Genomic DNA, 15,695 nt, shown 5'->3' with positions numbered 1-15,695 from the left:
AGGCGATGTCCGCCACCCGGGCACTGCTCGAAGACAACGGCGTGCACGTCGAGGACGTCGTCGTCCCCGACGATCCGCTGCTGCCCGAGGCCGTTCTCGCCAGGATCGTCGCCGAGGCGGGCGCCTTCCACCGGGCGGCCTTCGAACGGGACCCCGAGTCGTTCGGGTCCGACATCGCCGAGCTGATGCGGATGGCGCCGCTCGACGCCGAGCAGGTCGAGCGGAACGAGGCCGCGATCCGGCGGCGGACGGCCGCGCTGCACGAGGCGCTGGAGACGTACGACGTGCTGGCCTGCGCCACCATGCCGGTCACGGCGCCCCCCATCGGGGCGATGGTGCTCGACGTGGACGGCCGGGAGTGGCCCGTCGAACTCGTGCTGACCCGGCTCACGTCGGCGTACAACGCGGCCGGGCTGCCCGCGATCTCCGTACCCGTGGCGCTCGCCGACGGTCTGCCGGTCGGGCTGCAGCTCGCCGGGGCCGCCATGCGCGACGGCGTCGTGCTCGAAGCGGCCCGCCTCGTCGAGCGTCTGTGCCCGCCGCTGCCGCGGCCGGCCGTACCCGCCCCCGCCGATCTCGACGGGGAGGAGCGCGGAGACGGCGACCGCCGCGGCGACGTGCTCGAACCCGTGCTGCGCATGAACCACTGAGGACAACAGGAAAGGACGCCCGCTGTGGGACTTCTCGACGGCATCGACTGGCAGGGGAACATCTTCAAGAACGGCGAGTGGACCGCCGGACGCGGGGGCGACTACGCGGTCATCGAGCCGGCCACCGGAAACGAGCTCGGCCGGATGGGACAGGCGACGCCGGAGGACGTCGCCGAGGCCGCTTCGACCGCGGTGAAGGCGCAGAGGGAGTGGGCGGCGCTGCCGCACACCGAGCGCGCAGCCGTGCTCCGCCGAGCCGGCGACCTGTGGCAGCGGCACGCCGAGGAGATCGGCGGGTGGAACGTCCGCGAGGTCGGCGCGGTCCCCGGGATGGCCGGCTTCGCGCTGCACGTCGCAGCCGAGGAGTGCTATGAGGCGGCCTCGCTGCCCGGCCGGGCCATCGGCGAGATCCTCCCGTCGGGAGAGCCCCGGCTGTCCCTGGCGCGGCGGATGCCGGCCGGCGTGGTCGGCGTGATCGCGCCGTTCAACGTGCCGATCATCCTGGGCATCCGGTCGGTCGCCCCGGCGCTCGCGCTCGGCAACGCGGTCATGCTCAAGCCCGATCCCCGCACCGCGGTGACCGGCGGCACGTTGATGGCCCGGGTGTTCGAGGAGGCCGGCCTGCCGCCGGGGGTGCTGCAGATGCTGCCCGGCGGCGCCGAGGTCGGCGAGGCGCTGATCACCGATCCGAACGTCCGGGTCATCTCGTTCACCGGCTCGACCGCGGTGGGCCGCCGGATCGGCGAGCTCGCGGGCAGGCACCTCAAGCGCGCGCACCTCGAGCTCGGCGGCAACTCCGCGCTGCTCGTGCTGGACGATGCCGACGTCGACGCCGCGGTCAACCTGGCCGCGTGGGGGTCGTTCTTCCACCAGGGCCAGATCTGCATGACCACCGGCCGTCACCTGGTCGCCGACCGCCTGTACGACGATTTCGTGGCACGGCTCGCCGAGAAGGCGGACGCGCTCTCTGTCGGCGACCCGGCGACCGGCGAGGTCGCGCTCGGACCGGTCATCGACGCGGGACAGCGTGACAAGATCCACACCATGGTCACGGCCAGCGCCGACCAGGGCGCGAGGATCGCCGCGGGCGGGTCCTACGAGAGCCTCTTCTACCGGCCCACCGTGCTGGCGGACATCCCCGTCACGGCGCCGGCCTTCGCCGAGGAGGTGTTCGGCCCCGTCGCGCCGGTCACCCGGGTGTCGTCGGTGGCGGAGGCCGTGGAGCTGGCCGGGGCCAGTGAGTACGGACTCTCGCTCGGCATCGTGACCCGTGACGTCATGCACGGGCTCGCCGTCGCCGAGCAGATCCCCACCGGGATCGTGCACATCAACGACCAGACCGTGAACGACGAGGCCAACGCGCCCTTCGGGGGCGTACGGGCCTCCGGCACCGGGTCTCGCTTCGGCGGCGCGACCGCCAACATCAAGGCCTTCACCGAGACCCGCTGGATCACCATGCGCGGCGAGCCCGCCCGATACCCGTTCTGACCTGCCCCTTTCTTATCAGCTTGCCGTGGCGCGGCCAGGTCCCGATCTGGCCGGCCGCGCAATTGATCTGTTGATCAGAATAGCCGCGCCGACGACCAAGGCCGACGTTCCCGAAAGCCAGGCCAACCACACCATGGCTGCTTCGCCATCCGGATCACCGACCCCCGCTCGGTGTCCAAGGAAGACGGGACCGGGGGAAAACGACGCTTCCTGTATTTTTTGGATGACGAAAAATCCAAATGAATTGTTCGGTTGACCTGCCTGTCACGTATATCCCGACAGAGTTCGGCGACGAGCCGTGAGTCCATTCGTCGCGGGAACGAGAAGTTGCTTGGTGACAGTGAAGCCAGTCCTTCGTAAGGCTGGCGCGAACTCGTTTTACGTACCCCGCTAACGCTTCCCTAACCGAAATCATTCACTCTTCCGCAATTCCTTCTCCCACCTGCCAAAGCGCTCCCTGATAGCCTCTGCCTCGACTGCATCAACGGCGTACACAATGAACTCCTCATCGGTACGACGACGTACATACGCCAGCATCTCCGCGAACACCTTGCGATCGAACCCGGCATCCCGGCGAGCGGCCAGCTCCAGAAGTTGATCCCGCGTGTACCGGCCAGATTCCACGAGCGCATCCACATCAATGAAGTCACGGGCGAGCGCACGGTTGAACAATGCCTCAGTCTTTCCAGCCGCAACGTCATCAGGATGGAGCACCGGCCCCATCCCCATCCGCACCGGTGGCCGAAACCGCACGTCCGCGACGACCTCGACCTTGCATCCCCGATCCGAATCAGGCTCAGAGATCCACATTCGGACATACCGCTCGGTACTCTGCAAGATCTCGGCCTGGTACCCAGCCGCACGATACGCCTCGGCCACATGATCCGCCGCCGCCGGGCAGTCCATGTCCAGCGCGCCGAACAGATCGACGTCCTCGCTTGGCCGCTCCACGATCCCGTACGCCTGGACGGCATAACCACCGGCCAGCGCGAAGCCGTACTGATCGGCGGCGCTGAGACCAATCTCGATCAGTCGCCGATGGAAGGGGTCCATCACGCGGCCCTATCCTGCAGCCAGGTGAACCGTGACTCCCACAGTAGTCGGACCCGCATCGGCAAGATCAGCTCAGGCCAGACGCGCACCAGCAGATCGGCGTTCAGATACGCCTTGAGATCCTGCTCCCGGCCTTCTTGGATGACCTGCTCATACATCACCCGTAGCGCCGCCGGATCGGACAGGTCGTATGAGCGCCGCGGGCTCCAATCCAGCCAGCCGGGCAGCGTGACGATCCCACCTGCGGGCCCTGCCAACTCCTCCAGAGCACGGGGAACCGCGTATGGGCGGATGTTCGCGTAGTTCAATGCCCTGTCCATGCCTCCAGTGTGACATTTCCTCCAGAGCCGCGCCCCTTCGACGGTGAGATCTCAGGTCGCGCCGGACGGGACATGGATGAGGCGGCCGAACGTCTGCGACCGCGCCACAATCCCAGTTCATCGGTGATGCATATGGGAGGTGAGAGACGGGGACGTCAGCGGACGGGTGACGTGCCGTCCGGGGCAGGCAGATGGTGGACGGCGCCCGCCTCGCACCAGCGGGCGAGGAGATCGGTGTCGTGGGTCACGGCCAGCACACCCGCGCCCGTCTCCTGCCGGTAGCTCTCCAGGCGGGCGACGAGGTGGGCCTGCGTGGAGGCGTCGAGCATGGTGGTCATCTCGTCGCAGATCACGTAGCGGGGCCGCAGCGCCAGCGCCCGCGCCACGCAGGCGCGCTGCAGCTGTCCGTCGGAGACCTCGTGCGGACGGCGGGTGAGCAGGTCGGCGGTCAGGCCCATCTCGTCGGCGAGCCGCTCACCATGGGCGATCGCATCGGCGGCCGGGCGGCCCGCGGCGAGCAGCGGTTCGACGATGACGTCGAGCAGGGTGAAACGGGGATCGACGGCGAGCCTGGGCTGCTGGAAGATCAACGCGACCCTGGTGCGGAGGTCGGCGCGGTGGCGCCAGCGGCGTACCTCCGTCCCGTCGACGGTGAGACGGCCGGCCGCCGGGCGCAGGAGCATCGCGAGCACTCTGGCGAGCGTGGACTTGCCGCATCCGCTGGGACCGGCGAGCCCGGTCACGATCCCCGGGCGCACGGTCAGCGACGTTCCGTCCAGGACTCGGCGGCGGTCGTAGGCGACCGTGATGCCGTCGGCGCACAGCCCTTCGGCAGGCGACCCCTCAGCGAACAACATGGTGCTCCAGTGGGTGATGGCAGGCGACCTCGTCCGGTTCGGGCAGCCGTTCGCAGGCCGCGGTGGCCCGGTGACAGCGTGGCCGGAACGCGCACCCGGCCGGGAGCATGGTGAGCTCGGGCGGATGGCCGGGGATGGGGGTGAAGCGGCGCGAGGGCAGCGCGTCCAGCAGTCCGGCGGCGTACGGATGGCGAGGCCGGGCGAAGAACTCGGCCGCCGAGGTGAGCGAGACGATGCGGCCGGCGTACATCACGGCGACCCGGTCGGCGACCTGCTCGGCGGCGCGCAGGTCATGGGTGATGAGCAGGACGGCACGTCCCTCGTCGGTGAGCCGCCGCAGCTCGGACACGATGGTCTGGACGAGGGGCCGGTCGAGGCCGGTGGTGGGCTCGTCCGCGACGATCAGCCAGGGGTCTCCGGCCAGCGCCAGGGCGTTCGCCACCCGTTGCGCCATTCCTCCGGAGAGCTGATGGGGATAGAGGTCGAGATCGGCCGGCCGGAGCCCGACCCGCCTGGCCAGGGCGGCCAGGTCGTCCGATCCGGCCGGCCTCCCGAGCTCTCTGAGTGCCTCGGCGAGCTGGGCGCGAGCCGTACGAACCGGGGTGAGATGCGCGGCCGGGCTCTGCGGGACGAGGCCGATCATGCGGCCGCGCACCCGGCGGGCCAGTACGGCCTCCGGCGCCCCGACCAGGTCGACGGGCTCGGCTCCATCGGTCTCCAGCCGGGCCGCGCCGGTGACCTCGGCGTTGGCGGGCAGCAGCCCGAGAAGGGCGTGCGCCATCACCGACTTGCCGCAGCCCGACTCCCCGACGAGGGCCAGGCACTCGCCCTGCCGTACCTCGAATCGGGCGTCGGTCACCGCGTGGACCGTCGCCCGATCCGGGGCGACCCCGGAGATCTGGAAGCGGACCGACAGACCGTCGACGCGCAGCCGGGAGCCGATGCCAACGGTTTGAGAACTCGTGGAGGTGCGGATACTCGTGAAGGTGTGACTCACAGCTGAAGCTCCGATCGCCAGCGCGGGCTGGTCCGGTCCCGCCAGTACTGAGTCAGGGCCGAGATGGCCAGGGTGGGCAGCAGGATGAACAGTCCGGGGAAGATCGAGGCCCACCAGTTGCCCGCGAGAAGCGACCTGGCCCCATCGTTGATCATGTTGCCGAGCGACGCGAGGTGGGGCGGCAGCCCGAGGCCGAGGAAGCTGAGCGCGGTCTCGTGCCAGATCGCGTGCGGCATCATGAGCACCGCCGCGAGCGCGACGTGGGGCGCCAGATGCGGCAGGAAGTGGCGGCGGACGATGCGCAGCCTGCTCGAGCCGCCGGAGATCGCCGCGTCGATGAACGGCCGGGAGCGCAGGGCGAGCACCTCCGAACGGATGATCCGGGCGGTGGTGGTCCAGTGGGTGAGCGCCACCGAGACGATGACGGCGCCCACGCTGGGTTTGATCATCGCGACGATGAAGATGCCGAGCAGCAGATGGGGAATGGAGTTGACGCCGTCGACGACCCGCATGATGAACCGGTCGGCGATCCCGCCGAGCGCTCCGGAGACGAGACCCACCAGGGTTCCGATGGTCACCGACACCAGCGCGGCCACGAGCCCGACGAGCAGGGAGACCCGCAGGCCGTACACGGCGCGCAGCAGTACGTCCCGCCCCATCTCGTCGGTGCCGAACGGATGCGCCGGCCGTGGAGGCAGGGAGGCGGCGCCCAGATCGACCAGTTGCTGGTCGAGCCGGGCGACGACCGGCACCACGAGCACGGCCAGACCGAGCACGATCAGCGTGCCCACCGCGAGCCGCGGCGACCCGCGGCGTCTCCCCGGGGCTCGCCGGAACGCCGGATCCCTGCGGAAGAGGCCGCCCGATCTCCCCGATCTGCCCGGTCCGCCCGGCCGGGTCCCGGAATCGAAGGTCTGGGTCATCAGCTCACCCCCAGCACGCGGACCCGCGGATCGGCGATCACGTACGCCGCGTCGGCGAGCAGGTTTCCGACGACCACCGCGAGCGTGGCGAGCAGGGTGAGCGCCGCGAGCAGCGGGAAGTCGGCGGCGAGCGCGGCCTGCACGGACGTGCCGGCCACGCCCGGCCAGGAGAAGATCGTCTCGACCAGGATCGCCCCGGTGACCAGCTCCGGGATGCGCGCGCCGAGCAGGGTGATGAACGGCAGCAGCGCCGATCTGAGCGCGTGCCTGACCAGGACCGTCCGCTCACGCAGACCGCGGGCGCGCGCACCGGTCACGAAATCCTCACGCAACGTGTTGATCAGCGACTCGCGGACGAACAGCAGCAGCCAGGAGGACTGGGAGAAGGCCAGCACCGCCACGGGAAGGATCATGTGGCGCAGCACGTCGCCCGGCCGCACCGTGGTCGCGGCCGCGTCGGTGAGCCCTCCGGAGGGCAGCCAGCGCAGCTGCACCGCGAAGATCCAGATCGCGATGAGGCCGGTCCAGAAGACCGGGGCGGCCTCGTTGGCATAGGCCGTCCCGGTGATGAAGCGGTCGAGCCAGGAGTCCCGCCGCCAGGCGGCCGGCAACCCGACGGCCAGGCTGACGATCAGCATGACCACGATGGCGCCGCCGACGACGAGCAGCGACCAGCCCAGCCGTTCGCCGATCACGTCGGTGACCGGCCGGTGCAGGCTCCGCGACTCGCCGAGATCGCCCCGGAGCAGGCTCCCGAGCCAGTCGAGGTACTGCTCGATGAGCGGCCGGTCCAGGCCCCAGTTCTCCCTGATCCGCGCGGTGACCTCGGGACTCGTCGTCTGCGCCCGGTCCCCCAGGTACTGCCTGATCGGGTCGAACGGCGATGCCTTGGCCAGGGCGAACATGCCCGCCGTGACCGCGAAGAGCAGTGGTACGGCGAACGCCACCCGCCAGACCGCCATCCGAGCCAGCGTCCTGCTCATGCCGCGACCTCAGCGGGAAGGTCGGGCCGCAAGACGGTCGGCGCGGCCGTACGGAACCGCGGGCGGCGGCGGGTCCCGGCGATCACGACGCGGGCTTCCACTCGGCGATGTCGCGGAACAGCCCGCCGGTGGCGTGCTCGTGCGGCTCGACGGAGGGGGTGATCCCCGTCCACTCGCCGCGTACGACATAGACGTGCTGGAGGTAGACGAGATAGACCCAGGGCTCCTCGTCCCTGATCCGCTGCTGGAACGCGTCGTACGCCTGCTTGCGCTCCGCGGGGTCCGCCGTACGCCGGCCCCGCTCCAGCAGCGCGTCGACCTCGGAGTCCCGGTAACGGGCGGGGTTGAACGGCTCCTGGCCGACGAAGTCGGAGTGGAACAGCTCATAGTTGGTGTGATCGGGGTCGAACGGCGTCCCGTACCCCATGATCAGGGCGTCCTTGGCCATGCGCGGATAGATCGCGTCCCAGTCCAGCCCGGCCAGTTCGATCTCGATGCCGACGCGCTTGGCGTCGGAGGCGACCGCCAGTGCGAGCTCCTTGCGCAGCGAGTCGCCCGCCGGATACATGAGGGCGAATCGCGCCGGGGTGCCGTCCTTGACCCGGATGCCGTCCGGCCCGGCCTGCCATCCCGCCTGCTCCAGGACCTGTACGGCCTGCGCCTGGTCGGCGGTGTCGGAGCCCCGCACGGCGGCGTCGTGCCAGGAGGTGCCGGGGGCGACCGGGCCGAACGCGGCACTGCCCGCCCCGGCGAGGATCGTCTTCACCATCGCCGACCGGTCCAGCGCCAGGCTGATCGCCTTCCTGATCGCCTTGTCCCCGGTGACGGGAGCCTCCATCGGGAACATCACGCCGCGGTAGTCAGCGCTCGGCACCCGGTAGACGGTCATGCCCGCCGTCCCGTCGAAACGCGCGGCGGCCTTGGGCGCCAGCACCGCGGCGTCGAACTCGCCGGCCGCCATCCGGGTCGCCCTGACGTTGTCGTCCGCCGCGTAGGCCAGGACCAGGTTCTTGATGGCGGGAGCGCCGTTCCAATAGGACGGATCGGCCTCCAGCACGATCTTGTCGCCCGGGGTCCAGGACACGAAGCGGTACGGGCCGGTGCCGACCGGCCTGGTGTTGAAGTCCGGCCGGTCCAGGCTCCGCTCGGGCACGATCCCCAGCGTGGCGCGCTGGAGGAAGGCCGCGTAGGGGTACTTGAGGTGGAACACCACGGTTTCCGGGTCCGGCGCCTCCACCGACTTGATCGCGGCGTAGTCGCTGCGCAGGCTGGAGTTGTTCTTCTCGTCGAGCAGCGCCTGATATGTGTACGCGACGTCGGCGCTGGTCAGCGGAGTGCCGTCGTGGAAGCGAACGTCGGTGCGCAGCCTGAAGGTGACGGTCGTGCCCGCGTCATCGGTCTTCGGGAGCTCTGCCGCGAGCGCGGGCTTGAGCTCCAGGTCCGCGGTTCGGGACACCAGACCGTCGAAGATGAGCGATCCCCCGTCCGGGGCGTAGCCGAGCACCGGGTTGAGGTTGTCGGGCTCGGAGCTGAGGCCGAGCACGAAGCCGTCACCGGCCGCGGCCTGCCGGGCGTTCCCCCCGGGCTCATCGGAGGTCGACGGTGCCGAGCATGCGGCGGACAGTCCGAGAAGCGTAGTCACGGCAACAAGCGCGGCAAAGCGGACCAAGGCGGACGTCATGCGCCGAAGGTAGAACGCCTTGGACCCTTATTGCAAATCCTTTGCAACTACGTCGTATTATCAACAGCGTCAGAGGCGTCCCACATCGGTACGGAGTACCTCCCCCGGGCGGGTGAGTCACAGGCCGAGCATGAGTGTGGCGACGGTGAAGTACACGAGCAGACCGGTGGCATCGCAGAACGTGGAGATGAAAGGGGTGGAGAAGACGGCCGGGTCCACCCGGCAGGCCTTGGCGACCAGTGGCATGACCCCGCCGACGGTCGCGGCGAGCGGGCAGACCGTCAGCAGTGTGACGGCGATGACGGCGCCGAACTCCGTGCCGTAGAACGGTGAAGCGAGCAGCAGCCCGAGCAGGCCGAGATTACCGCCGAGGAGCAGCCCGGTCCTGGCCTCCTTGGAGGCCACCCTGACGACATCCCGCGCCCGGATGTCGCCCATGGCGAGTGCGCGGGTCACGGTGGTGGCCGCCTGCGAGCCGGTGTTTCCGCCGATCCCGGTGAGCAGGGGGATGAACAGCGCGAGGGCGACCCGCTGTTCGAGCGTGGCCTCGAACAGCTCCAGCACGTTGACCGTGAGGATCGCCGAGATGGCGAGCACGAGCAGCCAGACGATCCGAGACCTGGTGACGCTGCGCACCGAGGTACGCAGATAGGGCCGGCGCAGCGGTTCCGAGGCTCCGGCGCGTGCCTGGTCCTCCACCGCCGCGGCCTGGCTGATCCTCGCGGCGTCGTCGATGGTCAGCAGCCCGACGAGCCGGTTCTCGTCGTCGGTGATCGGCATGGCCAGGATGCCGTGGCCGAGGCATCTGCGTGCCACCTCCTCGGCGTCCTCGGTGGCGCGGGCGCCGATCGCCGGAGACATCAACTCCGCGACTTCCCGATCGCCTTCGGCGGCGAGCAGTTCCCGGAGGCTGACCACCCCGAGCAGCGCCCGGTCATGGCTGATCACCGGAATGGTGTAGATCGTTTCGGAGACCGCGGCCAGGACGGTGGCTCTGTCGATCACCGTCGCCGCGGTCTCGGCGGGCCGCGCGTGCACGTACTCGGGGGACATGCGCCGCCCCACCGAGCCCTGTGGATAGCCGAGCACGACCATGGCCGCCTGCAGGTCCTCGCCGTGCAGGGAGCGCAGCAGCTCCTTGGCGACCCTGGCCGGCAGTTCGTCGAGCAGCCCGACCTGGTCGTCGGGGTCGAGCTCGGCGAAAATGTCGGCGACGCGTCCGTGACCGAGCTCGGCGACGAGGTCGGCCTGCGTCGCGGTCCGCAGCTGGTCGAACGTCGCGACGGCGGTCTGCTTGGGCAGCACCCGGAACGCCACGGCGGCCTCCCGCGGCGGGAGGTCCTCGAGCAGATCGACGATCTCGACGGTCGGCAGTTCCTTGAGCGTCCGCGCGATTCCGGCGAGATCGCCGGCACTCATCCGCGCACGGATCTGGCGGGGTTCTTCGGTGATCGTCATGCCGGTTCCCATCACGACAAGCGGAACCCCCGTTCCGCACATGCCTGGGGCACGGGGGGCGGAAAAGTCGCGCCTCGGTCGCCTGTTCCAGGGAAAGCGCGGCGCGTCAGCGATCCATGGAGACGTTACGAGATCGACTCACGGAGTCACACACCGCAACCACCTCCACTCGCGACGGCCGGACCCCTACCCGGCCCTACCGGGAAAGCACCTCGCCCAAGGCTACCCGGGCAATCACGGACGAAATCGCTGTGACGTGGCCGAGAAAGACATGATGTGGGCGAGAACGACATACAGGACGCTCAGGACGGGAACGGGTACGGCGGGACGCCTGCGCGGGAGGTGACCGGTATGAACCGTCGGAACGGGACGGCCGCCGAGGACGACCGTGTCCTGAAGGCCAGGCATCGCGCGATGTGGGCGCTCGGCGACTATCCCGCCCTGGCCCGCGAGATCATCCCGACGCTCGGCGCCACCCTCGTCCGATCGTGCGAGGTCGAAGCCGGAGACCGGGTGCTCGACGTCGCCACCGGATCCGGCAACGCGGCCGTCCCGGCGGCGTTGGCCGGGGGCGAGGTGGTGGCCTGCGACCTGACGCCGGAGCTGCTTGACGCCGGACGCGAGCAGGCCGCCCGGCACAACGTGAAGATCGAGTGGCGCGTGGCCGACGCCGAGGCGCTGCCGTTCGCCGACGGCGAGTTCGACGTCGTCATGTCGTGCGTCGGCGTGATGTTCGCCCCGCACCATCGCGCCGCCGCCGACGAGCTGGTACGGGTATGCCGGCCGGGCGGCACGATCGGGCTGTTGAACTGGACGCCCGAGGGTTTCGTCGGGCAGATGTTCGCGGCGATGCAGCCGTACCTCGCCCCACCTCCACCGGGCGTACGGCCGCCGCCGCTGTGGGGGGACGAGGAGCATGTCCGCTCCCTGCTGGGCGGACTCGTCCAGGATCTTACGATGCGCCGCGACATCGCACGGGTGGACCTGTTCGACACGCCGGAGGCCTTCCGCGACTACTTCAAGTCTCACTACGGGCCGACCATCGCCGCCTATCGAGGGATCGCCGACCAGCCGGAGCGCGTCGCCGCGCTGGACCGCGATCTCGCCGAACTCGCCCGCCGGCACGACAGGGACGGCGTATGGGAGTGGGAGTACCTCCTGGTCACCGCCCGCCGGTGATCAGAAAAGGGTCGGCGGCTCGGCCGGCATCAGGTCGGGCAGCGGTTCGAGCTCGGGCAGGACGGTCCGTACGTCATCGTGAAAGCGACGGGCCAGCATCAGCGCGTCGGCGTTGTCGGGGGTGTGGATGAAGACCGTCGGTGAGCGGCCTTCGCGCAGCCATTCCGTGACCGTGCCGATCCAGGGCCGCCAGCCCTCGATCGTACGATCCGGGTCGTCCCGCCCGAGGTAGCGGACGATCGGGTGGCCGGTGAGCGCCGAGGACCGGCGGGGCACCCGGGGTTTCTTCGTCCACGCGTCCCGTTCGGCATCACTGGTCGGCGGACTCCGGAAGAAGGCGACGGTGTCGAACGGGACCCACTCGGCCGCCGCCTCGCTCAGGACCCGTTCGAGAAGCCGTACGGATCGGGGATCGTCGAAGAACGCGCGATGACGGACCTCGACCGCATAGCCGTACGTTCTGGGGAGCCGGCCGAGAAAGTGGGCCAGGGCTCCGACATCGGTGGGGCCGAACGACCCCGGCAGCTGGATCCAGAGGGCGTGGATCCGCGGCCCGAGCGGCTCCATCGTGTCCAGGAACGAGCGGAGCTCCTCGTCGGCGCCGTGGAGGCGGCGCTCATGCGTGATCGGCTTGGGCAGCTTGACCACGAGGCGGAAGTCGGGCCCGGTCTGCCGCGCCCACGACTCCACCGTCTCCTTCGTCGGCGTCGCGTAGAACGTCGTGTTGCCCTCCACCGCGTTGCACCAGGTCGCGTACGCGCGCAGCCGCTCTCCCTGGGCGAGCTGCTGCGGTAGGAAGCGCCCCTGCCATCGCGCATGGGTCCACATCGCACATCCCACATGAAGCCGCATGGGCCAAGACGCTAGCCGAGAGTAGCCCGGGCACGTACCCGGCCGATCAGGAGGCTCGCGCCAAGCCTCGAACAACTCGGCCTGCCCACGGTAGGCGTCCGCCGTACGGACATCTGCCGTCACTCGGCCCGTTCACGTCCACGGAGAGGCGGATCGCCGACCTGACCGGCATCCCCCGGTGTCACGACGTCTCCTCCCGGAAATTCGGTTGCCGAAGGCGTACTCGAAACGCTTTCGTGAGATCGACGACCGGGAAGGACGGACCTTGGTGAACCATGCCGGAGCATAAGCGCGCCAGACCATCCAACACCCGCCAGTCCGGAGATCGCCTCAAGCTTCATCGGCACCACCTCCGGGCCGCCGGCCGAGACTGCACACTGATCACGCTTCGGCCCGGCACCCGGGCCCGGTTCTCCACGAACTTCCATCACGACACCTGGCATGTCCTCTCCGATCCGCACGGCGCCCGGCTGCTCAGCCGCCTGCTGTGGGGACTGTCCTTTCAGCGCCGGCCCGACACCCTGGTGATCATTGATCGGCGATTCATCGATCCCAACCCTTTCGACGCCGAGCAAGGCGACCCCATCGTTCTCGTCCCCGCCGACCTGACGCACCTTCCGGCGCGTGCCGTTCAGCACCTCGGCCGGCGCTTCCCCCGGCCAGGGACCAGGTCCGGAACCGTCCGATGGCATACCTGGGGCCTCGACGTGGCAGTCGACGAGTGGCGCACCCAGCAGGCCGACGGCACCTGGTGGCAGCGGTGGCGCCCCACGGCGGACGGCCGGGCCGCCCAGGTGGCACGGATCAATGGGCTGCTCACGATACGGGCGCGGCCTTCATTGCTCCGTGTCTGGGCCGTCTATGTGGCCACGATGCACGACTATGAGCACAAGGGCATGTCGTACACCGAGCTGGACGGCCCGCAGTGGGATCCCTGTCGCAGTGACGGCGAGGTGCAGACCTTCCGCGACTACCATCGGCGGGTATCCGTCGCCGGAATATCCCGCGGAGAGGTGCTCGCCGCCGAAGACGCACCCGGGACACCAGCGGAACTCCGGCCCCTGATCTGGCGTCATAACGACACCGTCCGTCAGCGTAGAACGGCGATCTCCAGATCTCCAATGGACGACGGGTGACGGTGGCCAGGCATCGGAACGAGGCCAGGCGACAGATTCCCGAGTGAAATTTTCACGGTTCGGCGAGACATTCGTACAGTTCGCCTGCTCGCCGCCCGCCTCATGCTTGACCCGTACCGAGGGCGGAACCACACTCCGGTGAAGTGTCACCCCTCCGCGCGGCCATCTCAGCGGTCCGCATCCCGTCGCGCTCGCGTGCTGGTCAGTACGAGGCAATGTCAACGTCGGTGATTTCGGGAGCCGATCAGGAACAGGGTGTTAGCGCTAACACAGTCGAGGTCCATCCCAGTGGCGACGCCGGAGGCCGGCGCCGACCGGGCCGACGGGACCGAGAAGGCGCGTACCGGTACCAACAGCCGAGAGGAAGAGCCATGACGCAAGATCAGAACGAGTCCGTGAGCCGCGAGCGAAGACTGGTGAGCCGGAGAAACGTCCTGACGACGATGGGGGCCCTGCCGGTCATCACGGCCGCGACGTCCATCATGGGGGCCTCGGAGGCCGCGGCGGCCACCGCCTTCATCAACCCGTCGGTGCGGCGGCAGACGATCCGCGGCTTCGGCGGCATGGCACACGCGGCCTGGATCGGCGACCTCACAGCCGCCCAGCGGAACACGGCGTTCGGCACCGGCGAGGGTCAACTGGGGTTCTCCGTACTGCGGATCCCCGTCCCGGAGAACCAGGCGGACTTCGGCCGCGACCTGGCGACGGCGAAGCGCGCGGCCGAGCTCGGGGTGATTGTCTTCGCATCGCCGTGGAATCCCCCCGCCAACATGATCGAGACCTTCGTTCGCGGCAGTCAGACCAACGCGAAACGCCTCAGGTACGACATGTACGGCGCCTACGCGCAGCACCTGAACGCCTTCAACACGTACATGCGGAACAACGGGGTGAACCTGTACGGCATATCGGTGCAGAACGAGCCCGATTACGCGCACGAATGGACGTGGTGGACGCCCACCGAAATGGTGCGGTTCCTGCGGGAGAACGCCGGCTCCATCAACACCAGGGTCATCGCGCCGGAATCCTTCCAGTACCTGAAGAACATGTCCGACCCGATCCTCAACGACCCCGTGGCGCTCGCCAACGTCGACATCATCGGGGCCCACCTCTACGGCACGCCGTACTCGAGCTTCCCCTACCCCCTGTTCAAGCAGAAGGGCGCGGGCAAAGAACTCTGGATGACCGAGGTCTACTACCCCAACAGCAGCGACTCGGCCGACCTCTGGCCCCAGGCGCTCGACGTGGGGGAGCACATCCACCACGCCATGGTGGACGCCGAGTTCCAGACATACGTCTGGTGGTACATCCGGCGCAGCTACGGCCCCATGCGGGAGGACGGCCAGATCAGCAAACGCGGCGCCATGATGGCGCACTTCGCCAGGTTCGTCCGCCCCGGATACGTACGGATCGAGGCCACGGCGAACCCGGCGTCCAACGTGTACGTCTCGGCGTACCAGGGCAGTGACTCCAGGGTCGTCATCGTCGCCCTGAACAAGGGGACCTCGGCGGTGAGCCAGCAGTTCAGCCTGGCGAACAGCACCGCGACCAGTGTCTCGTCCTGGCTGACCGACGCGAGCAGAAACGTCGCGCCTCAGGGAACGACCAGCATGTCGAACGGCTCCCTCACCATCACGCTTCCCCCTCGAAGCATGATGACCTTCGTGACCGGCGTCGGCGGCAACCCGTCGCCGACCCCGACACCCATCCCGTCCCCCAGTCCGACGCCCAGCCCGTCGCCGAGTGGCGACCCCGGGACGGGGTGCCGGGTCAGCTACACGATGAACACCTGGAACAACGGGTTCACCACCAGCATCAGCATCACCAACACCGGAAGCTCGGCGATCAACGGTTGGACCCTGGTCTTCACCCTGCCCTCCGGCCAGTCCATCACCGGTGGCTGGAACGCCACCTACACGCCCTCGAGCGGCCAGGTGAGCGCACGCAACGTGAGCTACAACGGCACGATCGCCCCCGGGGCCACCATCGACATCGGCTTCCAGGCCACCCACACCGGCAACACCGCCAAGCCGACCTCCTTCACCCTCAACGGCGTCCCCTGCACGGTGGTCTGACCTCGAAACTCCCGAAGCCCGACCGGTGAAGGGACAGGTGCGGCCC

14 protein-coding genes are annotated in these 15,695 nt (G+C 69.2%); 5 read left to right on the top strand and 9 right to left on the bottom strand.

All coding sequences use genetic code 11. The features are described from left to right. Together AP234_RS17895 and AP234_RS17890 are read left to right on the top strand one after the other, a co-directional pair. A partial coding sequence (locus tag AP234_RS17895) for an amidase family protein (RefSeq protein ID WP_268778065.1) occupies positions 1 to 650 on the top strand: 650 nt, incomplete at its 5' end. A gap of 24 nt (positions 651 to 674) precedes the next feature. Next, positions 675 to 2,138, top strand: a complete 1,464-nt coding sequence (locus AP234_RS17890; protein WP_055480822.1) for a benzaldehyde dehydrogenase — start codon at positions 675 to 677, stop codon at positions 2,136 to 2,138. Between the two features lie 411 nt (positions 2,139 to 2,549). Here AP234_RS17890 and AP234_RS17885 read toward each other — a convergent pair whose 3' ends face one another. From AP234_RS17885 to mgtE, 8 genes are all read right to left on the bottom strand, one after another. Further along, entirely contained in the window at positions 2,550 to 3,191 is a 642-nt protein-coding gene (locus AP234_RS17885) for a nucleotidyl transferase AbiEii/AbiGii toxin family protein (protein ID WP_055481038.1), read from the bottom strand. Continuing rightward, positions 3,191 to 3,511, bottom strand: a complete 321-nt coding sequence (locus tag AP234_RS17880) for a hypothetical protein (protein WP_055480821.1) — start codon at positions 3,509 to 3,511, stop codon at positions 3,191 to 3,193. The genes AP234_RS17885 and AP234_RS17880 overlap by 1 nt, the downstream gene beginning before the upstream one ends. Before the next feature lie 155 nt (positions 3,512 to 3,666). After that, positions 3,667 to 4,368, bottom strand: a complete 702-nt coding sequence (locus AP234_RS17875) for an ATP-binding cassette domain-containing protein (protein WP_055480820.1) — start codon at positions 4,366 to 4,368, stop codon at positions 3,667 to 3,669. Further along, positions 4,355 to 5,365 (bottom strand): ABC transporter ATP-binding protein, encoded by a 1,011-nt coding sequence (locus tag AP234_RS17870; RefSeq protein ID WP_235558226.1) that lies wholly within the window; start codon positions 5,363 to 5,365, stop codon positions 4,355 to 4,357. The genes AP234_RS17875 and AP234_RS17870 overlap by 14 nt, the downstream gene beginning before the upstream one ends. Further along, positions 5,362 to 6,288: an ABC transporter permease gene (locus tag AP234_RS36355; RefSeq protein ID WP_152990475.1), complete on the bottom strand. Its 927-nt coding sequence runs from the start codon at positions 6,286 to 6,288 to the stop codon at positions 5,362 to 5,364. The genes AP234_RS17870 and AP234_RS36355 overlap by 4 nt, the downstream gene beginning before the upstream one ends. Beyond that, the gene (locus AP234_RS17860; RefSeq protein WP_055480818.1) at positions 6,288 to 7,271 is read right to left on the bottom strand and encodes an ABC transporter permease; all 984 of its coding nucleotides are present in this window, start codon (positions 7,269 to 7,271) and stop codon (positions 6,288 to 6,290) included. The genes AP234_RS36355 and AP234_RS17860 overlap by 1 nt, the downstream gene beginning before the upstream one ends. Positions 7,272 to 7,353: 82 nt before the next feature. After that, positions 7,354 to 8,913: an ABC transporter substrate-binding protein gene (locus AP234_RS17855; protein WP_235558225.1), complete on the bottom strand. Its 1,560-nt coding sequence runs from the start codon at positions 8,911 to 8,913 to the stop codon at positions 7,354 to 7,356. 156 nt (positions 8,914 to 9,069) lie between these two features. Beyond that, positions 9,070 to 10,410, bottom strand: a complete 1,341-nt coding sequence (mgtE, locus tag AP234_RS17850; RefSeq protein ID WP_055481036.1) for a magnesium transporter — start codon at positions 10,408 to 10,410, stop codon at positions 9,070 to 9,072. 351 nt (positions 10,411 to 10,761) lie between these two features. Between mgtE and AP234_RS17845 the strand changes: the two genes are divergently transcribed. Then, complete coding sequence (locus tag AP234_RS17845) at positions 10,762 to 11,589, top strand: class I SAM-dependent methyltransferase (RefSeq protein WP_055481035.1); 828 nt, start codon at positions 10,762 to 10,764, stop codon at positions 11,587 to 11,589. Here AP234_RS17845 and AP234_RS17840 read toward each other — a convergent pair whose 3' ends face one another. Further along, positions 11,590 to 12,441 (bottom strand): DUF72 domain-containing protein, encoded by an 852-nt coding sequence (locus AP234_RS17840; RefSeq protein WP_055480816.1) that lies wholly within the window; start codon positions 12,439 to 12,441, stop codon positions 11,590 to 11,592. 275 nt (positions 12,442 to 12,716) lie between these two features. Between AP234_RS17840 and AP234_RS17835 the strand changes: the two genes are divergently transcribed. After that, the gene (locus AP234_RS17835; RefSeq protein ID WP_055480815.1) at positions 12,717 to 13,577 is read left to right on the top strand and encodes a hypothetical protein; all 861 of its coding nucleotides are present in this window, start codon (positions 12,717 to 12,719) and stop codon (positions 13,575 to 13,577) included. Between the two features lie 371 nt (positions 13,578 to 13,948). Beyond that, on the top strand, positions 13,949 to 15,649 hold the full coding sequence (locus AP234_RS17830) for a cellulose binding domain-containing protein (RefSeq protein ID WP_055480814.1): 1,701 nt from the start codon (positions 13,949 to 13,951) through the stop codon (positions 15,647 to 15,649). Positions 15,650 to 15,695 lie beyond the last annotated feature (46 nt).

Source organism: Sphaerimonospora mesophila, assembly GCF_001417795.1.
Classification (GTDB): Bacteria; Actinomycetota; Actinomycetes; order Streptosporangiales; family Streptosporangiaceae; genus Sphaerimonospora; species Sphaerimonospora mesophila.
The sequence above is the reverse complement of the archived record's forward strand: the minus strand, read 5'-3'. Positions and strand labels throughout refer to the sequence as shown.